Annotated in this window: 16 protein-coding genes; 5 read left to right on the forward strand and 11 right to left on the reverse strand. The window is 59.6% G+C overall.

From position 1 onward, the window contains the following. Window positions 1-48 precede the first annotated feature (48 nt). Together CAF79_RS19860 and CAF79_RS19865 are read right to left on the reverse strand one after the other, a co-directional pair. Window positions 49-1,554, reverse strand: coding sequence for a glucosyltransferase domain-containing protein (locus CAF79_RS19860; protein WP_085699749.1), 1,506 nt, complete (start codon window positions 1,552-1,554; stop codon window positions 49-51). 169 nt (window positions 1,555-1,723) lie between these two features. Beyond that, the gene (locus CAF79_RS19865; RefSeq protein ID WP_085699751.1) at window positions 1,724-3,145 is read right to left on the reverse strand and encodes an amino acid permease; all 1,422 of its coding nucleotides are present in this window, start codon (window positions 3,143-3,145) and stop codon (window positions 1,724-1,726) included. Window positions 3,146-3,644: 499 nt separating this feature from the next. On the opposite strand from CAF79_RS19865, the gene CAF79_RS19870 reads away from it, so the two are divergent. Both CAF79_RS19870 and CAF79_RS19875 read left to right on the forward strand, forming a co-directional pair. Continuing rightward, window positions 3,645-6,788: a transglycosylase domain-containing protein gene (locus CAF79_RS19870; RefSeq protein ID WP_085699753.1), complete on the forward strand. Its 3,144-nt coding sequence runs from the start codon at window positions 3,645-3,647 to the stop codon at window positions 6,786-6,788. Window positions 6,789-6,938: 150 nt separating this feature from the next. Next, window positions 6,939-11,963, forward strand: a complete 5,025-nt coding sequence (locus CAF79_RS19875) for an NEL-type E3 ubiquitin ligase domain-containing protein (protein ID WP_085699755.1) — start codon at window positions 6,939-6,941, stop codon at window positions 11,961-11,963. Window positions 11,964-12,014: 51 nt separating this feature from the next. On the opposite strand, the gene CAF79_RS19880 is transcribed toward CAF79_RS19875, so the two are convergent. From CAF79_RS19880 to CAF79_RS19910, 7 genes are all read right to left on the reverse strand, one after another. Next, window positions 12,015-13,268 carry a hypothetical protein gene (locus CAF79_RS19880; protein ID WP_085699757.1) on the reverse strand — a complete coding sequence of 418 codons (1,254 nt, stop codon included), beginning with the start codon at window positions 13,266-13,268 and terminating at the stop codon, window positions 12,015-12,017. Between the two features lie 44 nt (window positions 13,269-13,312). Then, window positions 13,313-13,816, reverse strand: coding sequence for a CS1 type fimbrial major subunit (locus tag CAF79_RS19885; RefSeq protein WP_085699759.1), 504 nt, complete (start codon window positions 13,814-13,816; stop codon window positions 13,313-13,315). A 117-nt stretch (window positions 13,817-13,933) separates the two neighbouring features. Further along, window positions 13,934-14,434 (reverse strand): fimbrial assembly protein, encoded by a 501-nt coding sequence (locus CAF79_RS19890; protein WP_085699761.1) that lies wholly within the window; start codon window positions 14,432-14,434, stop codon window positions 13,934-13,936. 15 nt (window positions 14,435-14,449) lie between these two features. Beyond that, window positions 14,450-15,193 (reverse strand): pilus assembly protein, encoded by a 744-nt coding sequence (locus tag CAF79_RS19895; RefSeq protein WP_085699763.1) that lies wholly within the window; start codon window positions 15,191-15,193, stop codon window positions 14,450-14,452. Between the two features lie 43 nt (window positions 15,194-15,236). Further along, the gene (locus tag CAF79_RS19900) at window positions 15,237-16,445 is read right to left on the reverse strand and encodes a hypothetical protein (protein ID WP_085699765.1); all 1,209 of its coding nucleotides are present in this window, start codon (window positions 16,443-16,445) and stop codon (window positions 15,237-15,239) included. Window positions 16,446-16,449: 4 nt separating this feature from the next. Beyond that, complete coding sequence (locus CAF79_RS19905; protein ID WP_085699767.1) at window positions 16,450-18,972, reverse strand: TcfC E-set like domain-containing protein; 2,523 nt, start codon at window positions 18,970-18,972, stop codon at window positions 16,450-16,452. 101 nt (window positions 18,973-19,073) lie between these two features. After that, on the reverse strand, window positions 19,074-19,565 hold the full coding sequence (locus CAF79_RS19910) for a CS1 type fimbrial major subunit (RefSeq protein ID WP_085699769.1): 492 nt from the start codon (window positions 19,563-19,565) through the stop codon (window positions 19,074-19,076). Window positions 19,566-20,068: 503 nt separating this feature from the next. On the opposite strand from CAF79_RS19910, the gene CAF79_RS19915 reads away from it, so the two are divergent. Then, window positions 20,069-20,644: a PadR family transcriptional regulator gene (locus CAF79_RS19915; protein ID WP_085699771.1), complete on the forward strand. Its 576-nt coding sequence runs from the start codon at window positions 20,069-20,071 to the stop codon at window positions 20,642-20,644. Beyond that, window positions 20,641-21,426: a siderophore-interacting protein gene (locus CAF79_RS19920; protein ID WP_085699773.1), complete on the forward strand. Its 786-nt coding sequence runs from the start codon at window positions 20,641-20,643 to the stop codon at window positions 21,424-21,426. The genes CAF79_RS19915 and CAF79_RS19920 overlap by 4 nt, the downstream gene beginning before the upstream one ends. 18 nt (window positions 21,427-21,444) lie before the next feature. Here the strand turns inward: CAF79_RS19920 and CAF79_RS19925 are convergent, their stop codons facing one another. Together CAF79_RS19925 and CAF79_RS19930 are read right to left on the reverse strand one after the other, a co-directional pair. After that, entirely contained in the window at window positions 21,445-22,083 is a 639-nt protein-coding gene (locus CAF79_RS19925) for a Pr6Pr family membrane protein (RefSeq protein ID WP_085699775.1), read from the reverse strand. 1 nt (window position 22,084) lies between these two features. Further along, on the reverse strand, window positions 22,085-22,315 hold the full coding sequence (locus CAF79_RS19930) for a VF530 family DNA-binding protein (RefSeq protein ID WP_007956650.1): 231 nt from the start codon (window positions 22,313-22,315) through the stop codon (window positions 22,085-22,087). Between the two features lie 300 nt (window positions 22,316-22,615). Between CAF79_RS19930 and CAF79_RS19935 the strand changes: the two genes are divergently transcribed. Then, on the forward strand, window positions 22,616-23,977 hold the full coding sequence (locus CAF79_RS19935) for a carbohydrate porin (RefSeq protein WP_085699777.1): 1,362 nt from the start codon (window positions 22,616-22,618) through the stop codon (window positions 23,975-23,977). The last annotated feature ends 30 nt before the right edge of the window (window positions 23,978-24,007 follow it).

A 24,007-nucleotide genomic window follows, 5' to 3' on the forward strand; every position in this document is an offset into this window, starting at 1 on the left:
GGGTCTACTGTCAGAAATTACAGGAGGGGGGTGGTTTCAGACCGACGGTCACCATTGCAGCAAGCGGCCATGGGGCGGCTCCTTCATGACGATGAAACCGTAATCACCGATCAGATAGATGCGGTAATAGAGTCGATCAACCAAGGCTGGAAACCCCTGATAGCCGACGCGGGTAGCGTTGCGCCGCTCGCGCTCGGCAACCACGTTGGTGATGCCGGTCGACGGCAGGTTTTCCGCGAGCATGAAGTAGTCGATATTCAGCAGATAACGCAGTACCGGTAACTGTTTGAACGTGCCCGTCGCACTTGCCAGCCAGCGATCGGAGTAAGTGACCGACATATAAATCCGTTTGGCGTCGCGCAGTTCGCGATGGGAAGAAATGTCGTGACTGAGGCTGTAGAGAGCACTGTTGGCGAAGGTCTTTTCCATCGTCAGTACTCGCCCGTAAGCGAAGGACAGCGACAACGTGGCCAAAAGCGGAATCGCCAACAACAGGGGCAGCCGCGAGTGCAGCGACGTCAATCCGGTACAGGCCAGATAGAACAGCAACATCAGCAGCACGCCGAACCCCATCAGGGTACGCGCACCTTCATTGAAGTCGCGAAACAGCAGCGTCATCCCCGGTATCAGCAGCACAACCAGCGGCAAAGTCAGCAGACAGCCACAGCTCAGGAGCAGGCCCTTTGCGGGTGGTTCCTGGCGCAGGCAAATTTGCCGTCCCATCCGTACACCACCGAACAATGCGCACAGAAGTAATACGACGAACACTGCTGTGTAGCCACTGTGAAACAGCAGCGCCACCTTCTCCATGACCCGGCCAACATTGATGCTGATCTGCAGCAGTGGATCAGCACTGAGGTTGAGCAATTCGGTGCGTGTGGAATCCGTGAACGGATAGGCCGTGACCGCGTAGATCGACACGCCCAGCACCAGCTGCGCCAGCCGCCAGCCTGACCGGCACCAGAGTTCACCCCACGGCACTCGCCGATGAACATTGCGCAGCAATTCCACGCAGCACAACCCGAGAAACACATTCAGGCTGATCTGATACAACCCGATCGCCAGCGCCAGCAACACCGACGGCACCAGCCAGCGCTGAATGCGTGAAGCGCCGCCAAACGTGATCGCGTAGATCACCGCGACCAGACTCAGCGCCATGCCGGCCCCGTCGTATTGATAGGACAGGTTCTGCAACAGGAACGGGTTGTACCAGAGCGGCAACGGCACCAGACAACAGGCCAGCGTCGGTTCGGGGAAATAGTGGAAGGTCAGCCGGGTCAGCGCGAACGACATGGCCACCGTGGCGAGCAACAGCGGCAACGGGAAAATGTTCGGCGCAGCGCCAGTGAAAGTCAGCGCTTGATAAAACCAGTCCATGAACAACCGCCCCTGCCGCGCCCAGGCATTGCCGGCAGCGAGGGTGCGCCAGTTGTCGTCGATGTAGGGAAAGTCGACGAGGATCAGCGGCAGGATGTACAGCATCGTGGCGAGCAGAAAGAACAACACGACCTGACGGCGGCCGAGTTCTCGTACGAGAAAATCGCTGATCCTCATACCTGCGCCTCTGTTCACGGCTGCGCTGGAAACGACGTAGATAAACCTTCGAACATGACTCTGAATCAGAAGTCGTTTTTTGCGGCGCTTTCAGACCAGCGGCATCACTTCGCCCCATGAAAAAGCCCCGGACTTTCGGCCGGGGCTTTCAGGTTTCAGCGACAACGAATTACGAAGCCGAACGCATCGCGCCCTGTACCGAATCCTTTGGTTGCAACTTGAACACGTAGAACAGAACGGTCAGCAGGACCAGGAACGCCGGGCCTACATACAGCGCCACGCGAGTGTCCGGGAAATACGCCATCAGGCCGACCACCAGCACCAGGAACGCCAGCGCCAGATACGAGCTGACCGGGAACAGCCACATCTTGTACTTGAGACCTGCACGTTCGCTGGCGCTCAGGCCTTTGCGGAATTTCAACTGGGCCAGCAGGATCATCACCCAGGTCCAGATCGCGCCGAAGGTAGCAATCGAAGTCACCCAGACGAAGACCTTTTCCGGCACCAGATAATTCAGCAGCACGCCCAGCAGCAGGGCGAAGATCGACAGCAGCAATGCCCGACGCGGTACGCCGTTGCCCGAGGTGCGAGCGAAGCCGGCCGGCGCCTGGCCGTTCTGCGCCAGGCTGTAGAGCATGCGCCCGGTACTGAAGATGCCGCCGTTGCAAGACGACAGCGCGGCGGTGATCACCACGAAGTTGATGATGCCGGCGGCAGTCTTGATGCCCAGACGTTCAAAGGTCATCACGAACGGACTGCCCTGGGTGCCGATTTCGTTCCACGGATAGATCGACAGAATCACGAACAGTGCGCCGACATAGAACAGCAGGATGCGCCAGAACACCGAGCCGATCGCATTCGGGATGGTCTTGTGCGGGTTCTTCGCTTCGCCGGCGGTCAGGCCGATCATTTCCACACCGAGGTAGGCGAACATCACCATTTGCAGGGACATCAACACGCCCGTCACGCCGTTGGGCATGAAGCCGCCGTGGGCCCACAGATTGGAAATCCCCAGCGCCACACCGTCGTTGCCGAAGCCGAAAGCGATGATGCCGATGCCGCCGAGCACCATGGCGATGATGGTGACGATCTTGATCAGGGCGAACCAGAACTCGAATTCACCGAAGGCCTTCACCGCGATCAGGTTGATCGAACCCATGCTGACCAGTGCCGCCAGCGCCCAGATCCAGCGCGGCACATCGGGAAACCAGATACCCATGTACACCGCCACCGCCGTGATTTCGGCGACGCAGGTCACCAGCCACAGGAACCAGTAGTTCCAGCCGGTCAGAAAGCCCGCCAGCGGGCCGAGGTAATCCTGTGCATAACGGCTGAAGGAGCCGGCGACCGGGTTGTGCACGGCCATTTCGCCGAGTGCGCGCATGATCACCAGGATCGCCAGACCGCCGATGATGTAAGACAGCATGATCGCCGGGCCGGCCATTTCGATGGCCTTGGCCGAACCGAGAAACAGGCCGACACCGATGCAGGCGCCGAGCGCCATCAGGCGAATATGCCGTTCACCGAGTTCGCGTTTGAGCGGGCCGCCTTGAGCGGTTTCGCCATGGGGCGGGGGATTGCCGACTGGCATGGGGGACTTCCTCGTCTTGTTATTGGATGTGACCACCGAGTGTTCAAGCGTCGGCCGATAAGCCTGCGCCTGGGTCAAAACCGGCCCTGCTTCGTGGGCAGGACCGTCCCGCAGAAGCAACCTGCGGGATCAGCGGGGCGTGCAGTATAAAAAGCTTGCGACAGGTTTTTTCACTCTATAAGGCATCTGATTCAGACGTAAACCTCGTCAAATACGCGGCTTACGAGACAAATCGTCCTGCATTTTGAGGATTATTCACCGCGCAAATGGGCGCCGAGTATTGCACAGCAATGGTGCAGCGTCATGCCGCGACCAAAGTCGCATCGACCTCAAGACCTCTCTGTTCCGGCCCTTTCAGGCTTGCAATCACTTGCCGGAGGGTGGCAGCCGGATTTGCAGATTTGTTCAGGGTGCCCTCTTCACAATTTTTTCACCCACGCCAACCACCGACTAAGCTTCAGACAAGTCCGATCAATCTGCGTGAATGGATCAATCGACTATGGGCGCTTTGTGGCAAACCGATTCGAGTGAAAAAGTGGTTCCGACTGAACGTGTGGATGAAGCGCCTGTCCCTGAAAAACCCCGTCGTAACCGGCATGGGTGGAAGGCTTTCTGGCTCCTGTTGGTGATCATCGCGATTGTCGTGGGTCTGGCTGCGATGAAGGAAATGCGCACCTCGCGATTTCAGTCCCGCGAGCTCAGCCAGTACGCCGCCAAACTCAAGTACGAATTGCAACCGGGCCCCAGCGACGCCATCCGCTATCCGGGCAACGGGCCGTTCGACCTGCGTCTGGGCTACAGCTCGCTGGACGAGTTCCTGCCACGGCTGATCAAGCGCAACTACGTGATCACCGAACAGACGCGTTTCTCCCCGGCCCTGCTCAACTACACCGACAAGGGCCTGTTCGTGCCCTATTCCGAAAAGATCCAGGCCGGGTTGTCGATCACCGATTGCCGCGCCGCACCGCTGTATCAGTACAACTACCCCCAGCAGCTGTATTCGAGTTTCGACACAATCCCGCCGGTGGTAGTCAACAGCCTGTTGTTCATCGAAAACCGCTTTCTGCTCGACCCAAAGCAACCCTTGGCCAACCCGGCGGTGGACTGGCCGCGCTTCGGCATGGCCGCGTGGTCGCAAGTCGCCAAGTTGCTGCACTTGCCGGGGCAGTCGGCCGGTGGCAGTACCCTGGCGACGCAACTTGAGAAATATCGTCACTCGCCCGATGGCCTGACGGTGTCCGGTGCGGAGAAGATCCGCCAGATGATTTCCGCCAGCGTGCGCGCCTACCAGGGCGGCCCGGACACCTTGCAGGCGCGGCAGAACATCATTCGTGATTACCTCAACAGCGTGCCGCTGTCGGCGGTGCCGGGGCATGGCGAAGTACACGGCATGGCCGAGGGCCTGCGGGTCTGGTATGGCGCCGATTTCAACGAGGCCAACCGCAAACTCTCGAGCACTGAAACCGATCCGAAGAGCATGGCGGACAAGGGCCTGGCCCTGCGCGAAATGCTCTCGCTGATGATCGCCCAGCGCCGTCCTTCGCATTACCTGACCAAGGGCCGCGAAGAGCTGGTCGAACTGACCAACAGCCACTTGCGCGTGCTCAAGCAGAACGGTGTGATCGACGCCACTCTCGCCGATGCGGCGCTGGCCAGCACCATCAGCTACCGTGACTGGCAGACCCAGCCGACCATTCAGCCGATCGAAACCAACAAAGGCATCAGCGTCGCCCGCAGCCGGTTGGCGTCGATGCTCAACCGTCCGCTGTACGACCTCGACCGTCTAGACCTGTCCGCTACCAGCACCTTGCAAGGCGAGCTGCAGACCCAGGCCACCGCCTACCTGAAACGACTGGCCGACCCGGCCTACGCCACCGAAGTCGGTCTGATGGGTGAACGCCTGCTGACGCCCACCAGCACCACACAGGTGCGTTACAGCTTCACCCTGTTCGAGCTGACCCCGGACGGCTCGCGCGTGCGGGTGCAGACCGACAGCACCGATCAGCCGTTCGACATCAACGAGGGCAGCAAGCTGGAACTGGGCTCCACCGCCAAGATGCGCGTGCTGACAACCTACCTGCAAATCATCGCGGAGCTGCATGACAAATACGGCGCCATGACCGGGCCGGAACTGAAAAAAATCGACGTGCCGGATCAGGATCGCCTGAGCCGGTGGGTGATCGACTACCTGATCCAGAACAAGGATCACGATCTGTCGAAGCTGCTCGGCGCCGCCCTCGACCGCAAATACTCGGCCAGCCCCGGTGAAGCGTTTTTCACCGGTGGCGGGCTGCATGTGTTCCATAACTTTCGCAAGGAAGACAACGGCCGCATGCCGACCTTGCGCGATGCCCTGCGCGAGTCGATCAACCTGCCGTTCATTCGCCTGATGCGCGATCTGGTGCGCTACACCACCTACTCCGGCCCCAACAACAGCGCCGAACTGCTCAAGGACGACCGCGACCCGCGCCGTCAGGAATACCTCGCCTCGTTCGCCGACCGCGAAGGCACCTCGTTCCTGCTCAAGTTCTGGAAGAAGTACAAGAACAAGGACACCCAGGCCCGCCTCGACACCTTCCTCGACAGCATGCGCCCGACGCCGATCCGCATGGCCGCCGTGCACCGTTACCTGCTGCCCGAAGCCAGCCAGGAAGACTTCAATACTTTTGTGCGCTCGCACCTCAAGGGCGTCAAAATCACCGAAAAACTCACCGACGAACGCCTCGAACGGCTTTATCTGGCCTACGGTCCCGGTACCTATGACCTGCCGGACCAGGGCTTCATCGCCAAGGTCCACCCGCTGGACCTGTGGCTGATCGGCTACCTGCTCAACCACCCGGACGCGACCTGGAGCCAGATCGTCAAGGCCAGTCAGTTCGAGCGTCAGGAAGTCTACAGCTGGCTGTTCAAGAGCAAGCACAAAGGCGCCCGCGACAGTCGGATCCGCACCATGCTGGAAATCGAGGCGTTCCTCGAGATCCATCAGCGCTGGCAGAAAGTCGGCTATCCGTTCGATCACCTGGTGCCGTCACTGGCCACCGCCATCGGCAGCTCCGGCGACCGCCCCGCTGCGCTGGCCGAGCTGATCGGCACCATCCTCAATGACGGCGTGCGCATGCCGACCCTGCGCATCGACAGCCTGCACTTTGCCGCCGGCACGCCTTACGAAACGAAACTGGTCAACGACCCTCATGTCGGTAAACGGGTGATGCCGTCCGAAGTCGCCACGGCAATGCGTGAAGCGTTGTCGCAAGTGGTGGACTCGGGAACGGCCAAACGTGTTTCCGGCAGTTTCAAACTGAACGATGGAACACCGCTGACCATGGGCGGAAAAACCGGTACAGGCGACAACCGAATCGAGGCCATTGGTTCCGGCGGGCGCATTCTGAGTTCCAAGTCGATCAACCGCACCGCGACCTTCGTGTTCTACATCGGCGATCACCATTTCGGCACGCTCACGGCGTTCGTTCCAGGGCGGTCGGCGGAGAGCTTCAAATTCACCTCGGCCCTGCCGGTGCAGGTGCTCAAGGGCATGGCGCCGATCCTGATGCCGTATCTGCAACCGGGCAGCGACTCGCAATGTCGGCCGTCGCCCGTTTCTCAGGTGACACTGGCAAACCTGCCATCGCTTAACACCGACTGAAGTTGCGGGGGCAATAACTATTTGTTTTATGCATTCCAATATTCAATCGTTCCCCTGTCTGGCTCGCACTCGAGAAACAAACTTTTGAACTAATCCTCCGCATACTTGAACGTTAGGCTCAACATTCCTGACTTATTCAAGGCTGCACCCATGACTGCAAAAACCGAATACAAAGGGCAACATTACGAATTAATCAAATCGCGGATCGATCCGGTTTTTACCGATATGAAACCGCATCACGGCGAAGTATTGAAAAATATAAAACCGCGTCGTGAATACTGGATGCAGCCGCGACTGGCCAGCGTCCATCGCAGTGCCTGGGCAGCCCGCAACGCTGCCGACAAGGCACTGGCCCGACTGAAAGATATTCACGCGTTTGCCGAACCGTTATTGAGGACACGCTTGCGGGAGAAAACCGGCATCGACGTCGATATCAGGAATACATTTCTGATTCTGTATCGCGAAAGCAGATCGCCTTGGTACGTCAGAAATATTTTGAGTGGTTCAACCTCAAGAAAAATTTCATTGCTCGAAGCTGCCCTGAACAACTTCGCCTATAACGAAACTTACGCATCGAATTCCGCGTTCGTCCTCAAAATGCAACTTGTAAACGATCAGTACGACATTTCCCCACTGGATCGACTGATGACCGTGGCCCAATTCCAGACGCTGTGTCGCGAACTGGATATCGGCAGGCTTTATCAGGCACATCTTCAGGAAATGCTGTTGAACGACGACCCGGTAGCGCGCAGTTACGTAAAGACGCAGGTCGTGCAAAGCCAGAAGGCCGCGCTGCGGGTGGCCGCACGCGTGGCGCTGGCAAAGAAAGACATCGACCGTGAAGGCGCGCAGCTGATCCGTGCCCTGCTCGACGGTCGGGTGGCACTCAGGCTCGGCCAGCAGCGGATGCAGGCTTGCGAGCTGACCATCATGGATCTGAAGATGACCGGCATCCTGATTCTGCGCCCCGACCCCGGGCATCCGCTGTCCTCGTCACGGATCATCGCTTACGTTCCGCACGACCCGGAACATCCGTTGAAAGAATACGCCACCCACCTCGACTTTCTGACCGAGCTGACTCGCCAGTTGCAGAAGAACGACACACTGCCCTCCACCGGAGGCAGCTACTGGCAGTTCTTCAGCCAATTCGTCGATCACAAGGACCGCGGGTATTTCTTTGCCGATCTCAAGCAGCGTCTGCTGCATGTGAAATGGTATCCACACGAACGTGGAGACTCACGTCCTTCCTGGCGCGAAACACCGGTCAGCCATCCCAACCTGCAATACGGTGCGATACCGATCAGCGGCGCCTTGTGGGAATCGCTCTATCAGCGCCAGCTCGACAAAATCCTCAATGATGCGCGCAACATCGCCGTGCCTACCGCCGATGCGGACGAGAGTGCTCGCGCAGACTGGTGGGCGAACGCTTTCGCAATTGTCCAGGACATCCTGAACGTGGCGGTGATGGTGGCTGCACCCTTTGTGCCTGTCGTCGGTCTGGCAATGCTCGGCTACACCGCCTGGCAATTGACCAATGAAGTCATCGAGGGGGCGGTGGATCTGGCACTGGGCCATTGGGAAGAGGCTGCGGAACATGTGGTGGGAGTGGTCAACGACGTCCTGCAACTGGCGGCGTTCGCCAGTGGTGCGGTGGTCGCCAGGCCGTTTCTGCTGAAGTTTTCGCCGCTGATTGAAAACATGAAAGCCGTACGCTCGTTCGATGGCAGCACACGGTTGTGGCACCCGGACCTCCAACCGTACGAGCTGTCGCAACCGGCCTTGCCGGAGGGCGCCAGACCGGATGCCCTGGGTCTGCACCAACATGCCGGCAAGACCATTCTGCCGCTGGAGGGCAGGCACTATTCAGTCAGGTTCGACCGCGAAAGCGGCCAATACCGTGTCGAGCACCCTTCCCGACCGCAGGCTTACTCCCCGCGGCTGAAGCACAACGGTGCGGGGGCCTGGACTCACGAAGCAGAGACCCCGCATGACTGGGATGGCCCGCAACTGATGCGACGTCTGGGGCACTCGGTCGACGGTTACAGTGATGTCGAACTGGAAAGGATACGTCGCATCAGTGGCACGCCGATCGACGCGTTGCGCCGGATGCATGTGGAAAACAGCCCGCCACCGCCGCTGCTCGAGGACACGCTGAACCGCACCCGTATCCGCGAGGAAACAAAAGGGCTTGGCGAGCGCATTCGCAGCGCAGAGCCCCTTCCCCCGGATTCGCACTGGTTTGACCGAATGATCACCGACATGCCTGGCTGGCCAGCCGACAAGGCCGTCAAAGTCTGGCAAAACAATGATCTGACCGGCGCTTACCGGCAATACGGCAACCCCCTTGCGTTTGATCATCAGACGCTGTCCATCGGACTTGACGACGTATTGGACAACCGCTTGCCCGAGCGAGTGGTGGAGTTCCTGGATGACGCCGACATGCAGTCACTGCTGGGCGGGGACTATCCCAAAGCCCGGCGGGCACAGGTCTTGCGCAATCGATTGGCCGACGCCGTGCAAACCCGCGAAAGCGAAATTTTCGACTACCAGTACCGCTTGAGAAACCAGGCCACCGATGCCGGGGCCCAGTTGATCCAGCGCCATTTCCCTCCCTTGTCGGCACGAATCGCCGAATCGCTGACAAACGAGGCGACAGCCGACGAGCACGGCATCATGAGCGAGCAGCAACACATCCCTTTGCGCCTGAAAAGTCAGGCCCGGGAAACCGCGTTCGAGGTACTCGCCACCCGGGCCAACGAGGGCTTGCATGATCCGGCATGGCTGGTGCCGGATACCGAACGTCTCACGCTCGGCGCGCTGAGGATCTACACCGACACGTTCTCAGACTTGCGCATAGAGGTTCGCGAAGGCACGCATGACGGCCGGTTGCGAAGCAGCGCCGGCCCGGACGATGCCACAACAGTGCGCAGATTGATCTGGGATGAACACGGTCGTTATGAGGTACGCGACGGTGAGAACAACAAACTGCACGACGCTGCTGACTTCTATGATTCCATACTGGCCGCCCTGCCCGAAGGCAAACGCCGTGCACTGGGCTATCGCACGGGCCAGGGGCAATCGTTCAGACAATGGGTGATGCTCTGCACCGAAACGCCAGCCGAACGCAGGACAATCCTGGCACGCTCCCCGATCCGTCCTGTTATCCCGCTGGAAACCGAGCTGCTGTTGCGCGGACCGAGGCTGTCCAAGGCGCCGCTGACCGTGGAAGAAAAAGTCGGAAATCTCTATCCGCACTTCAGCGAAACAGAAGTGGCGACGTTCGCCCGGTCATTGCAGGCCACCGGCGATGCCCACTGGAAAATCGCGCGGCTTGAAAGTGAACTCACGACGCTGAAGCAAACACTCGACTCTTGGGCATTCAGGTTCCGGAGCCAGGGTGCCCCCGTGGACTTCGAGAACATGGGCGTCCCGCAAACCTGGTGGGAGTATCAACACAAAGGCGGACGCTTCCTTGCAGAGCGTCTGGTGGAGTGCTTCGAACGCAGGTCCGAGGTATTCCAGGAACGCAGCATCAGCCTTGAGAGCGGCTACGCGCTGGACTTGTCGAAAGAGATGCTGCCCCATGACCTCCAGCAATGGTGGGGGCAATTACCGGACGGCCTCAAACCCTGGCTCGATCAGATCACGACACTGAATCTGGACGGCCAGAGTTTTTCTTTAACGGCCGACGGCTTGCTGAAGGATTTCCCTCAACTGCGTCAATTGAGTGCCAGACACTGCAACCTCAGGACCCTGCCCGCCGGCATCGACCGGATGCAGCGTCTGGAAACCCTGCGTCTGAACAACAACCTGTTGCAGCTGACGCCTGCCAATACTCAGCTTTTGAACACGCTGACGCGCCTGGAAACCCTGAGACTGGACAACAACCCAATCAGCATGCCCCTGTCGGTCGGGCGCATGCCGAGATTGCGGATCCTGAGTCTGATCAATACACAGATCGACAGCTGGCCGCTGGGCCTGTTCGATGTTCCCCGCCCCCGAGGGTTCTTTCTTGATCTGGGCAACAACCCGCTCAGGTACATTCCCGAAGTGCGGCCCGGCTCCGATGAGGCTTACCTGATCGCCCGCACGCGTGTTCGTCTGGAACAAATGGCCAGCCAGGCACGCTCCACTTACGAAAGCTATCGCACGTCCGTGGGTCTGCGTCCGTCACACACTTACGCCACCGTTGCTGAAGACTTGCTGGAGCAATGGCCGATTTCCATGGACACCGAAGTGGCTGATGAAACGCCCGGCATCGGGGCGCTTCGTCCGGAAGCGTGGCATGACCTGGCGAGTGAACCCGGCTCCGACGGCTTCTTCCAGGTGCTGCAGGGTCTGACCCGTTCTGCCGATTACGAACTGGGTGGAGAGACACTGAATCAATTGACCGAGCGTGTCTGGCGAATGATCGACGCCATGAACATCGATACCCGGCTGCGCGAAGAACTGTTCCTGATGTCGACTGACCCCGAAGGTTGCGAAGACGCCGGCGCCCAGTTGTTCAACAGCATGGGAATACGCGTGCTGGAATCGGAAGCACGCACTTATTCCAGTTCTCCCGATGAGCTTGAACGCCGACTGGTGACACTGGCCAAAGGTGCTGCGCGCCTCAGGCAAGTCAACGAGATTGCCCGGGCCGATATCGCGGCCCGCCAGGGCGCAGCTGACGATGTGGAAGTCCACCTGGCCTATGAAACCGGTCTGGCCAGACGCCTTGAACTGCCCTGGCAATCCGAGGCCATGAAATTCCGTGCGATCGCCGGGGTCACCGACGAAACCATCGATGCGGCCGGCGACAGGATTCTCGATGCCGAGGCCGATGGCGGTCTGGTCGACCAGATGCTCGACCAATTTTTCTGGGATCGTTATTTGCGTGAAACCTGGTCGGGAGAAATCGAAGCCAACGCGCGCGTGTACCAGGAACAGGTCGACCTGCTGATCGATTTGCAGGAAGCCCAGGAACGCTGGAGCGAAGGAAAGGATCGCTCCCCCGAGCTCAGACGCACCCTCAGTGAATTGGCTCAGCGCCTGTCGATCCCGGAGGATCTGCTCTTCACAGAGGAAAAAACCAGTCAGATGATCTTTGACGATTGGCTTGAAAGCATCGGTCGGCAGGAAAAGGCACTGAAACAAAGGCTGACCCGCGAGGCCATGGCTCGCGCGGGGATCTGAGCCGCTGCCCAGCCCCGAAGGCAACCGGTCAGGTTGCCTGCAGGGCTGGGCTCAGACTTCCGAATCCCAGATCACTGTGACATTGCCGGCGTAACGCCGGGCCTGACCGGGCTGCAGCATCTGCTCGACATAGTCCTTGGGTATTTCGAAATGCAGCGTGCCCGGCGCCCGGTCCAGAAACCGGCCCGGCTGAAATCCCGGGACACTCGGACTTGCCGACAACGGCCGATGCCGCACCGGCTGGCCCGCACTGTCAGTGATGCTGTCGGGCAGGCTGACGCTGACGAACACCTGCGCCTGCGTGCTGCCTCCCGCCGAGTCCTGCAACCCGCAAGACTGCGCGCCGCCGTGCTGGCACTCAAGGAACATCTTGAAGCGCGAGGAGGACGAAATGTTGAACGTCTGGTCGCGAAACAACCGTGCCGGTTTTCGCCCCTGTTGCAACCAGGCCTGCCAGCCCCCTTCGGGCACCAGCACGACCTTGTTGCCGCCCGGAGGAATATCGACTTTCAGAACGTGCTGGACATCCAGCACGAACCGGAAAGTCACGGCCGACGCATCCGGCAGCAGATTGTCGCCGGTGTCGATGTCCATGCCTGGCCCGACACCGTAGGCCAACTGACCGGTGTACAGGCCGGCAGACATCGTCAACGGATCCGGCATGTGCAATTCGTAGCCCACGTCCAGATAGCCATAGGACATCCAGGGAATCATGAACGCGGCCCGTTTGGCGCAGATACCTTCGGTCGGCGTCTTCCAGAAGAACTGGAAAAAATCCGGGCCGTGAGACGGCATCGCCCCGGGCCGGCAGGGCAGCGGCGCGACACCCCAACTGGTGCCCCACAGCTTGTAGTGCGCCTGCTGATCATCGGTCTCGCCCGTCAGGTTGGCCGCCGTGTCGCTGAGCACATACTGCGAACCGAACCCGCCGATGCGCATGTCCACTGTCGCGGTCTCGCCGGTAAAGACATTGGTGACCATCAGGCTGCGCCACTGCGCCGGCATGTTGAACATCGCGCCGTTGCGCTCGGACAAGCCTGGCTCCAGCGCCTGCACTGAAGCGAATCGCAACGGCAGCCGGACGCCCGATAACGGTTTGCAATCGTTGGGATAGGTGGCGCAGTAACCGCTCTGCGGCGTCTGGTTGATGAAGCTGTTGGTCTGCGGATTGGCGGGATCCGGTACATAGACCGCCCTGATTTCCTGAGTCACCGCGTGCGCCGATGAGCAGATCAACCAGCCGTAGAGACCCGCCTGCCACTTTGCCTTGCCAAATCTGTTGAATGTTCGCAACCCTGAAACCATTACCAGCTCCTTGCTCAGCAAACGGTCTTTTGTTGGTTCAACGATCAACCCGTCGGGGCTGCCACATTGAAGATGATGTTGACGGTGCCGTAGTAATCACCCGGCGTATAACCGTTGGCAGGCCTGCGCGGCTCGATCTCCAGCTGCACCCTCTTGCCCGCGACAGCTTCCTCGCGCGACACGACCTGAACCGGAACCGGCTGATGACTCAACTCCGTACCGTTGAAGTTGATGCGCAGACTGATGTCATCCCGTGAATCCAGGCCGCTGGAGAGAAAGGGGAAGCTTTCGAGGCGGGCTTCGATGGCACTGCTGTCAGTGCGCACATCGAAGTTCTTGCGCAAGCCGCCGAGGGTCGAAGTGGCAATGTCCCAGGGCAGCGTCTGTTGATGGTGTATCCAGTCCGTTTCGCTCGGTATCACATAAAATTCCAAGGTTGGAATATCCACCGAGACTTCAAAAACGTGCTTTTCCTGTGCTGCGAAGGCTTCACCGGCCATCGGCGTCGAAACGCCCACGCACACGGCGATCACCAATTGCTTGATCATGTCGCTTTCCTTTGCATCGATAAAAATCCGCCTCCCTGGCGGCTGCCCAGCCCGGCAATGATCGCGATCTTTCCTTTATCCATCCGCAAACGGATACCGATCAGCGACTGCCGCTTGTTACTCTCCCGGGGCCCTCGCGTTGAACACGACCAGTACGTTGCCGAAATAATCTCCCGCCTTGTAACCACCGGCCGGCATGATCGGATCGATCTCCAGCGGCACTCGCTTGCCTATCGCGGCCTCCTCCTTTGACAGCACCTGACGGTACGCCGGAGCGGCACTCAGTTCCACGTTGTTGAAGCGCACCCGCAGATCGATATTCTCGCCGGGCCTGCCCGTCGACAGGTACGGCGCGCTTTCCAGCCGAGCCTCGATGGCGCTGGTGTCATGCCGCACATCGAAGTTCCTGCTGAACCCACCGAGGGTCGAATCCGGGTAGTTCCAGGCCAGAATCTGCGGTCGGTGGATCCAGTCCGGTTCCGACGGCAGGATGTAAAACGGTCGGCTGGGGATGGTCAGCGTCACTTCGAAATGCAGCGTTTCCCGAGCCGCCGAGACAGTGGTTGCGGTCAACGTGCTGATTGCCGCCAGTACGGCGGCCACACAATACTTGTTCATGTCATTTCCTGCGGGTCAGCGGCTGACGACCTTGAGATCCTGCTTGCGCTCGCCTTCGACGAGTTTGAAGCGATACTCGCGGCCCTTTTCCTTGTCGAAAGCGAACGTGCGGCCGGCCATCACGTGGTGTTTGACGGTCGCGCCGCAGTCGGTTTCCTTTACCAGTGAACAGCTCTTGAACTCGTCGACCACAACCACCGTGTTGCCGTTGTTGCGCACTTCATACCGACTGCCGGTGTCGTTGAGGACCGTGTCGTAGTGAGTGTCTTTCGGCCGTACGAAAAACACCGTGCCGAAACCGGTCATCACGTTGACGCCCGCCGAAAGGGTCTTCTTGTAGTCTTCGCGCTCTTCGCCGGACACCACAAAATCGTCCTCCTTCTCCGGCACCACCGGCACGAAGCGCACACGGAAATAGCGCTCGCGGTCGCGCTCCCCCATATACAGCAGACGCGTGCCCTGCATGCCCTGGGCCGGAATGATCAGGCGTGCCGGGCTGGCCATCAGGCCGTTGCGCGACGCGCCATCAGCGGCACTCGCAACCGGAACCTCCTGGGGCTGGCCCTGGCCGTCGTAGACGATCTCCAGCACGTTGACCTTGACGAATGCCGTGCTGTCGCCGCTGTTGAACACCCGTTTCAGGTAGGTGCTTTTGTCGCCGTCCAGGTAGTCGTACACCGTGCCCACATTGATTTGCGGTCCGGCCTGGGCCGTGGTCCAGAACACCGCGCACAGCAACAGCAAAAACAGATGTCTCATCCTTTCAACCTCATGAAAATCACAATGCCCCGTTGGCAGATGCTCATACTTCCGAATCGAAAATGATCGTGGCGTTGCCCCACAGCGTGCCGTTCATGCCGGGCTTCAAAAAATCCAGAAACCTGGGAGAGATGAAGAAGCGCAACATGCCTTGTTTGCGATCGACATAACGGCTGGGCTCGAACGGTCCAAGCCAGGTGTTGTAAGTCAGCGTGCCGGACCAGCCATCGGTATTCCCGGGGCCGACAATGCCGGGTGGCATCGTCAGCCGGACCTGGAACTTGGAAAAGCCCACCTGGTTATTGCCTATGTTGCAGTCGGACCCTCCCAGAGAACTGCACTGCAACATCACCTTGAAACGCGATGAAGCGGACAGGAAAAACGGCTGATTACGGAAGATGTCGGTCGGCCTGCGGCCGCTGTTGATCCACTGTTGCCAGCCGCCTGCCGGCTCCAGCGCAATTTTGTTTCCGCCAGGAGGCAGCTCGACTTTCAGCGTGTGCTGTACGTCCAACACGAAATCCAGAGTCAGATCGCTATCGTCCGGCACCATCGTCGTGCCCATCTGAAAATCACCATCGGGGCCCATGGTGTAGGACAACGACCCGGTGTAGAGCCCTGATGACATACCCAACGGATTGGGCGTTCTCAATTCATAGGCAAAATCGAGGTTGACGAATGACATCGACGGAATCGTGTACGCGGCGACCTTGGTACAGGCAGCCTCTTCCGGTGCCTTCCAGAAAAACCTGTAGGTTGCCGATGTATATAACCCTACACCGCTGTATTGACACGGAGCCGGAACATAGACCCAACTTCTACTGGTCCAGAGTTGCTGATGTCCCTCCAGGGGGGTCGCCGCGCCTGTCAGTTCGGCCGCCGGATGGCTCAGGACATAGGTGGACCCGATGCCGATGATTCGCACTTCAACGGTTTCGGTTTCCTGCGTATCCCGATTGGTGACGGTCAACCGCCGCCAATTGGCCGGAACCCTCACTCCCAGACTGTCGCCAGGGGCGAAGGGCCACGTGGACGTGAACCGCACCGGCGTTTGAATACTGAACATATTGTGCGCCGAGCACTGACCCGGATAACTCGCGCAATAGCCACTGTTGGGCGTCTTGTTGACAAAAACATTCTTGTTTGGCTGCGAGGGGTCTGGCTGGAACAACGCCTTTATTTCATGAGTGGCTGCCTCGGACGACAGGCTCAACGCCGTTAGTAAACCCAGCCAGTACTTTGTCGCTTTCATGGCATCAACCCGCCTTCTGTTCGATGGATGCGAGATCGGCGAGAGTGTCGGGCGTGCAGCGCAGGTCACCGATCATCAACACATTGTTTTCGCTGCGGTGATCCCTCTCGTTGAGACGGAACTGGCACAGCAGGTTGTTATCCCGGCGCACTTCCAGCGTCGGGGAGCCAGCATTCATTTCCATCGAGAAGAACCCGTCGACTTCGGTCACTCCGCGACTGGCGTGGTTGATCACGTGATGGCCCCTGAGCGGACGCCCCTGCGCATCCACCAGACGACCGAGGACAGTGAGGGTTTTCATCACCCGGATCTGCCGGTAATCCACGCCGCCCTTGTTCAGGTGATAGCGGGTCCGGGCCGGAGCGATGGTCGCGGCGGGCACATGGTTGCCCTCGAAGTCGAAGCTCACGGAGCTGTTCTGGTACGCCGTCAGCGGAATGAAATTGCGCCCCGGCTTCAATGAAGCACCGCCGCCGCTGAGGTCGTCGGCCCGCAGGACAATCCCGTCAATGTCCGATTCCACATCGACGATCATGCCGGCGCCGCGCATCTCGTATTCGCTGGTCATCAGCATTTTCTGCCCGCCCACCACCAGCGTGCTGTCGAGGTTCAGGCCGCCGGTGAACTTGTTGTTATAGGACGAACGCTGAACGAAACCGTCGCCATTGACCGTGTCGGTGCGGAAGTTGGCCAGGCTCGACAGGCCCATGCCGTAGGTATCGCTCAGCGCAGTAACCGATACGTTCTGCAGCACGTGATCCTTGAAGTCCTTGCGCCAGCCCAGAGAGGCGTTGTTGTCGCGACCGCCATCACGGTCGGTGCGTGAACCGATGCTGCCGGTCAACTGCTGGCCCGGCGCGCCGATGGCGAGGTTCAGGCTGAGATCGACACCCCGGCTGCGATCATTGCCGCTGCTGAAACTGCCGGGACGATCGAACAGCGACAGGCGCCAATTGGCATCGTTGCCGAACAGCACGGCACGGCGGTTCCAGCCCAGATCCACGCCGAAGCCTTCGACGTTGCCTTCACTGTGCGAAACCCGGGCGTTGAGGGAGTTGCGCTGATCGACGCGATGATTGATCGCCAGCGAAGAATTGCTGGTCTGGCCGACGAACACGTTGCGTTGGCGCACACGGGTGCCATCGGGCAGGATTTCGTAAAGATCGGTGGTGTCCAGCCAACTGCGGGTGTGGCTGAAGATCAGGCTCCCGGAGCCATAGTTGTACAGGCTTTGCAGGTCCAGTCCGGTGCCGTAGTCCCGGGTCTGGTAGACGTTGGCATACAGGCTGAGATGGTTGGCCAGCGTCCAGTCGATGGACGTGCCGTACTGCAGTGTTTCCCGGATCTGGCGTGCCGACAGCCCGAGAATCACCCGCGGGTGCGCCAGGTAATTGATCGAAGCGCCGGCCGTGGGACTGCCGCTGGCCTGTTGATCCCAGTTGCTGAGCAGCTTGCTCTCTTCGCCGGCGAACAGGTTGTAGCGCCAGCGCTCGTCGAGGTTGCGCCAGTTGTTCGGCTTGTAGACCAGCTCCTGGGTGGTGGAGGTGATCTGACCGTCTTCGATCAGCCGCACTTCCACTTCATAGATGCCGCCCGGAAGCGGTCGGGTATCGAGGGTCTGCAATCCGGCCGGCACCGACTGCGTGTTGATCAACAGGCCGTCGCGGTAAATCTCCACCGAGCCCTGACGGTTGGCGGTGACATAAATCGGATAAACACTGGGCATCGCGTTGTTGATGGCCAGACTGTCGGAGCTGCCGTACATCACACCGACCGCCGTGTCGGGGCTGGTGCCGAATGTACGCGGCTGACGGGTCAGGCCTTCGGAATTGGGGGTGAAATAACCCAGACGAAAGAAGCTGCCTTGCAGCTCGCGTTGGGTGTAAAGCTCGTGCACGGCGTGGTACAGCTTGTCGTCGGGACCGCCCATGCGCGCCAATTGCATGTTGAAGGTCTGGCTCCAGTTACCCAGGCTGCCACTGGCCTCCAGACCATAGCGCCCACCCAGGTCCTGATCCTGGCCACCATTGAGGTTGAGCTGATTGCGCACCATCAGGCCGCTGCTGCCTTCGAGGGGTTGATCGTGAAAACGCTTGGCCTCGAGATCGCGCTCGGCATTGCGGGTGAGGATCGAGACCAGGGAACTTTCGAGGTTGTAATGCACGGCCAGCACATCATTCGGGCACGCACCGGAGCAATCGCCCAATGGCACGCCGGGCTTGAGATAGGCCGCCCACTTTTCCCGTTCAGCCGGGCCGTAGCGGTTTTCGCTGGTATCGGTGAATTCGAGCAAGGTGATGCGGTCATCGCGTGACAGCACGACCAGAGCTTCTCCCAAAGGCTGCTGGTCAAGCTCGACCCGCACGGCCAAGGGCACGTCAAAGAAATGCTCCTCGAAATCCGCTGGCAAACCTTTGGCTTGCGCCAGCAGACTGCGGGGTGTCGAACCCGCGGAAACAGGTGCCGCCGTCGCACCGGCACAAAACAACAGTGCAAGCGCGACCGCGATGGGTGTCATCGGGAACATGAACTCTTACTCTGATTTCGAACAAGTTGAAGTCCGGCGGGACATTGGGGAATGGGTGTCCCGCCGGGAAACGCTACCGAGCGGTCAGCGCAGCTGCCCGATCAGAGCGCAGCGATCGGCGGTACAGCGTCGAAGGTCAGCGCGACAGTACCGGTGTAATCACCCGAGGGGAAAGAGCTGCCTGTGGCGCGGATTTTGATCGGTGCGCGATAGTTCACGTCGGACTCGGACTCACCCACGACCATTTGTGGAGTCAGGGTCAGTACTTTGTTGTTGAACGAAACTTCCAGCGGAATGGTTTCGCTTCCATAGATCAATTGCGGAACACTTTCCAGGCTGGCGTGAACCGAACCGTTGTTGTTGCGCACATCGAAGAAACCATTGATCTCACGCATTTTGCCGGTGCTTGGCTGATAGCTCATGTCCTGGTCTTTGTTGACCAGATCCGTATCAGTTGGCACCACGTAGAAACCATTGGTCGGCACATGGGCGATGAGGCTGATGGAGTGGCGCGCTTCACCGGCAGCAAAGGTCACGGAAGAGCTGAGGGCGAGGGCAGCGAGAGAAGCGGTGATTGCGATTTTCTTGAACATCGATCAGTACCTGTTTTCTTTTTAAGGAATCGAAACATTGAAGTTCAGCTCACAACGGCCGATAAGGCCCGAGACACTGAAGTTCAACTCCGCGGCATGATCAACGCTTGTAGATTAAATGTAAGCAGGCAACTTCCTACGCACTTGTAGTTCAACACCCTTACAACTCGAAAGAAAAAACATTCAAAATCACAAATTCAATAAAGTGACTGTAAGCAATTCCCTACCTACAGTTTCAAGTCAAAAACATTACAGCACTTTCAGCACGCCCCAGTAGTACTTTCCTCAAGTTTTAGAATATAAGCTCAACGATTAATAGAGTCATAGCTTTAACTTCATGGTTATTTATGCGTGACTGGTCTTTTTGGCAAAAAAATCATTTGAAACCCTGCTCACGCGCTTCGACCGCTCGTCAGCGGCCATTCCCTTTCGAAGAAAAAGGCCTTGCCCGGCCTGAAAGATATATCTTAAGTTGTATCTAAATACGACGAGAGACGACTGAAATGAGAGACCATCATTCCCCCCACCGCGACCACGGCAACAGCCGTGACGGCTTCGAAAAACGCCACGGCCGCGAGCGCGGCGGTCGCGGCCCGCGGGTTTTCGCTCCCGGTGATCTGAAATTGCTGCTACTGGCACTGATCGCCGAACAGCCGTGCCACGGCTACGACCTGATCCGCCAGATCGAAACCATGTTCGACGGCGCCTACAGCCCCAGCCCCGGCGTGATCTACCCGACCCTGACATTCCTTGAAGAGAGCGAAATGATCACCGGCGACGCCGAGGGCGGCAAAAAGCGCTACGCCGTGACCGATGCCGGCCGGCAATCCCTCAGCGAACAAGCGGTGGCGCTGGACGGCGTGCGCATGCGCATCGACGTCAGCAAGCGCTCGCTACGCGGTCACGACCGGCCGCCGGAAATCCATGAAGCGGTACACAACCTGCGTCATGCCTTGCAGATGCACCACGGGCGCTGGAGCCCGGAAGAAATCCTGCGGGTGCGCGACCTGCTCAACGACACCGCCAAAGCCATCGTCGACGGCCCTGCCGTTCAATCTGCCCCGGAGAAAGCCGAATGACTGAAGTCCAGACCCAAGGCATCCACCGTGTGATGCATGAAATCAAACGCCGCCGGCTCGAGGTTCTGCGGGTGGTCGACCTGACCCCGCGCATGCGCCGCATCACCCTCGGCGGGCCGGAACTGGCCGGGTTCATCAGCCTGGGCACCGACGATCACGTCAAACTGTTGTTCCCGCAGAACGCCGAACAGGCCGCCGCGCTGGAAACCCTGGTGCTCGGCGCCGGCAAGAGCGACGTGCCGATGCCACCGATGCGCGACTACACCCCGCGTCGTTACGACCTCGACAAGCTAGAGCTGGACATCGATTTCGTCCTGCACGGCGACGGCCCTGCCTCGACCTGGGCCGAACAGGCCAAACCGGGGCAGTTCCTGCACATTGGCGGCCCGCGTGGCTCGATGATCGTGCCGGACATCTTCGACAGCTACCTGCTGATCGGCGACGAAACCGCCCTGCCCGCCATCGCCCGCCGCCTCGAAGGCCTGGCGGCCAATCGCAAGGCGCTGGTGGTGATCGAAGTGGAGAACGGCAAGGAGCAGCAAACCCTGGAAAGCGCGGCGCAGGTCAATGTGATCTGGGTGTTGCGTGAGGGCGGCAAAGACAATCTGCTGGCCACCATCAAACAATTGCAGGTGCCCAAGGGCAATCTGTATGCATGGGTGGCGACGGAAACAAAAGTCTCGCGGCAGATCCGCCGGGTACTGCTCGATGAGCACGGGCTGGATGAGCAGTTCGTCAAAGCCGTCGGCTACTGGCGTGCCGAAGGCTCGGAAGAAGAGTGAATACGCGCGGCGGCGCTGTTAAAGGCGCCGCCCTTGCCAGCGATCAAGCCCGATCACCAGCAACGCCATCAGCACAAAACCCAGCAGAATCCCCCCGGCATTGACGAACACCTGTGGATAACCCAGCAGCGCCACGTCAATGAACGGATAGGCGTAAGCCCCCAGCAAATGCCCGCGCAACAGCGCATAGGCGAAGTACACCAGCGGATAGATCAGCCACAGCGGCAGGTGCTTCAGACGCAGGGTGCCCTTCGGCACACACAACCACCAATAAGCCAGAAACAGCAGCGGCATCACGTCGTGCAGCAATTCGTCAGCGATAAACTGCCAGCCCTGCGGATGCCACAGATGTCTCAGCAGAATGCTGTAGGCCAGGCCCACCACCGCAATGCTGACGGCAATCCCGCTGCTGACCCGGGGTTGCACAAACCACTGGCGCGCAGCGGATTCGCGATGGGTCACCGCGCAGGTCAGCACCACCGCCACCAGGGTGTTGGTGATCACGGTGAAGTAGCTGAAGAAACTCACCAGCCCGCCCAGCAGGCTGGCGCCGACACTCAGCCGTGCGAAGAAAATCAGGTACAGCTGAATCCCCAGGCCGGCCCAGCCCAGCACCGCGGCCGAAGTGATCAGGCGTCGCCGCCATAGGGCGTTCATCTCAGAGCGGTCGCTTGGTGCGCATCAGCTTCACGTACAGACGCTCAACCTTTTCCCGCGCCCATGGCGTCTTGCGCAAAAAGGTCAGGCTCGACTTGATGGTCGGATCGCTCTTGAAGCAGCGGATGTCGATGCGCTCGGCCAGGCCCGACCATTCGTAGTGGGTTACCAGTGCATTGAGGATTTGTTCGAGGGTCACGCCGTGCAGCGGATCGGGATTGTGGTCGTTCATGCCGGGCCTTTGGGCGAAGTGAAAATGCAGAAGCCGCGCACCTTAGCCGAGGGGCAGAGCCGGTGGAAGGCCTTCCTTCAAATGTAGGTGAACCGCACAAGATCGCAGGCTCCATCATCCCGGGCAATGTGATCGATTGCCGCACTGTTACCGAATCCGAAAGGGTTCATGTCTGCAAAAGCACTTTGTGTTTTTGTAACAGGACATTATCCTGCCGCCCTTCTGCTGAATCGCTTCACTGCCTGCGTCAAATCGTAGCGGCCAGCTTATCCCCCAAAAAGATCAAGAAAGACCTATTCAATGCCCGATTTTCCGCTCTCCAGAGACAGCGCTATCTCAACCCTGCGCCTGATCGGCGGCTGCACCGCCCTTGGCCTCGCCACCTGCACCCAGGCCGCCTCGGCCTTCGACAGTGAATCACCGTGGATGCTCGGTGACTGGAACGGCACCCGCAGCGAACTCTCGGCAAAAGGCATCGACTTCAAGCTCGACTACACCGGTGAAATGGGCAGCAACCTGCACGGCGGCTACGACCACGACCGCACCGCGCGCTACAGCGACCAATGGGGCCTCGGCACTCATCTGGACCTGCAAAAACTGCTGGGCTGGGATGACGCCGAATTCCAGCTGACCGTGACCAAACGCAGCGGCAACAACATCAGCAACGACCGCATCAACGACCCGCGCGTCGGTGGCTTCACCTCGGCCCAGGAAGTCTGGGGCCGTGGCCAGACCACCCGCCTGACGCAGATGTGGTACCAGCAGAAATTCTTCGATCAGAAACTCGACATCAAGGTCGGCCGCTTCGGCGAAGGCGAAGACTTCAACAGCTTCCCGTGCGACTTCCAGAACTTGGCGTTCTGCGGCTCGCAGGTCGGCAACTGGGTCGGCGGCATCTGGTACAACTGGCCGGTCAGCCAATGGGCAATGCGCGTCAAATATCACCTGACGCCGGAGCTGTACGCGCAAGTCGGCGCCTATGAGCAGAACCCGTCGAACCTCGATCGCGGTAACGGCTTCAAACTCAGCGGCAGCGGCACCCAGGGCGCGATCCTGCCGATCGAACTGGTGTGGAAGCCGAAACTGAACGGCCTGCCGGGCGAATACCGCGCCGGTTACTACTACAGCAACGCCAAGGCCACCGACGCCTATAAAGACAGCAACGGCCAGCCGGCGGCCCTGAGCGGCGAAGCCTATCGCAGCGCTTCAAGCAAACACGGTGTGTGGCTCGGCGTGCAGCAGCAGATCACCAGCGTCGCCAGCGACAACTCTCGCGGCTTGAGCGTGTTCGCCAACGGCACGATGCACGACAAGAAGACCAACGCCGTCGACAACTACGTCCAGGCCGGCGTGGTCTACAAAGGCCTGTTCGACGCCCGCGCCAGGGACGACATCGGTTTCGCTCTGGCTCGCGTTCACGTCAATCCGGCCTATCGCAAGAACGCCGAAGCGACCAACCAGGCCCGCGCCGTCTACGACTACGACGATCCGTCCTACCTGCCGCCGCAGGACACCGAATACAGCGCCGAACTCTATTACGGCGTGCACGTGACGAACTGGCTGACCGTGCGCCCGAACCTGCAATACATCCGCCATCCGGGCGGCGTGGACAAGGTCGATGACGCGCTGATCGGCGGGATCAAGATCCAGTCGTCGTTCTGATCGACACCGCCTTGCACGAAATTTAGCTAG

The organism is Pseudomonas sp. B26(2017) (assembly GCF_002113045.1).
Lineage (GTDB): Bacteria > Pseudomonadota > Gammaproteobacteria > Pseudomonadales > Pseudomonadaceae > Aquipseudomonas.

What these genes read in the sequence shown, in the direction of transcription:
- CAF79_RS19930 (WP_007956650.1), bottom strand. Translation starts at nt 22,315, where the DNA reads ATGAACGACCACAATCCCGATCCGCTGCACGGCGTGACCCTCGAACAA.
- CAF79_RS19925 (WP_085699775.1), bottom strand. Translation starts at nt 22,083, where the DNA reads ATGAACGCCCTATGGCGGCGACGCCTGATCACTTCGGCCGCGGTGCTG.
- CAF79_RS19910 (WP_085699769.1), bottom strand. Translation starts at nt 19,565, where the DNA reads ATGTTCAAGAAAATCGCAATCACCGCTTCTCTCGCTGCCCTCGCCCTC.
- CAF79_RS19880 (WP_085699757.1), bottom strand. Translation starts at nt 13,268, where the DNA reads ATGGTTTCAGGGTTGCGAACATTCAACAGATTTGGCAAGGCAAAGTGG.
- CAF79_RS19860 (WP_085699749.1), bottom strand. Translation starts at nt 1,554, where the DNA reads ATGAGGATCAGCGATTTTCTCGTACGAGAACTCGGCCGCCGTCAGGTC.
- CAF79_RS19895 (WP_085699763.1), bottom strand. Translation starts at nt 15,193, where the DNA reads ATGAGACATCTGTTTTTGCTGTTGCTGTGCGCGGTGTTCTGGACCACG.
- CAF79_RS19935 (WP_085699777.1), top strand. Translation starts at nt 22,616, where the DNA reads ATGCCCGATTTTCCGCTCTCCAGAGACAGCGCTATCTCAACCCTGCGC.
- CAF79_RS19885 (WP_085699759.1), bottom strand. Translation starts at nt 13,816, where the DNA reads ATGATCAAGCAATTGGTGATCGCCGTGTGCGTGGGCGTTTCGACGCCG.
- CAF79_RS19905 (WP_085699767.1), bottom strand. Translation starts at nt 18,972, where the DNA reads ATGTTCCCGATGACACCCATCGCGGTCGCGCTTGCACTGTTGTTTTGT.
- CAF79_RS19900 (WP_085699765.1), bottom strand. Translation starts at nt 16,445, where the DNA reads ATGAAAGCGACAAAGTACTGGCTGGGTTTACTAACGGCGTTGAGCCTG.
- CAF79_RS19920 (WP_085699773.1), top strand. Translation starts at nt 20,641, where the DNA reads ATGACTGAAGTCCAGACCCAAGGCATCCACCGTGTGATGCATGAAATC.
- CAF79_RS19875 (WP_085699755.1), top strand. Translation starts at nt 6,939, where the DNA reads ATGACTGCAAAAACCGAATACAAAGGGCAACATTACGAATTAATCAAA.
- CAF79_RS19865 (WP_085699751.1), bottom strand. Translation starts at nt 3,145, where the DNA reads ATGCCAGTCGGCAATCCCCCGCCCCATGGCGAAACCGCTCAAGGCGGC.
- CAF79_RS19890 (WP_085699761.1), bottom strand. Translation starts at nt 14,434, where the DNA reads ATGAACAAGTATTGTGTGGCCGCCGTACTGGCGGCAATCAGCACGTTG.
- CAF79_RS19870 (WP_085699753.1), top strand. Translation starts at nt 3,645, where the DNA reads ATGGGCGCTTTGTGGCAAACCGATTCGAGTGAAAAAGTGGTTCCGACT.
- CAF79_RS19915 (WP_085699771.1), top strand. Translation starts at nt 20,069, where the DNA reads ATGAGAGACCATCATTCCCCCCACCGCGACCACGGCAACAGCCGTGAC.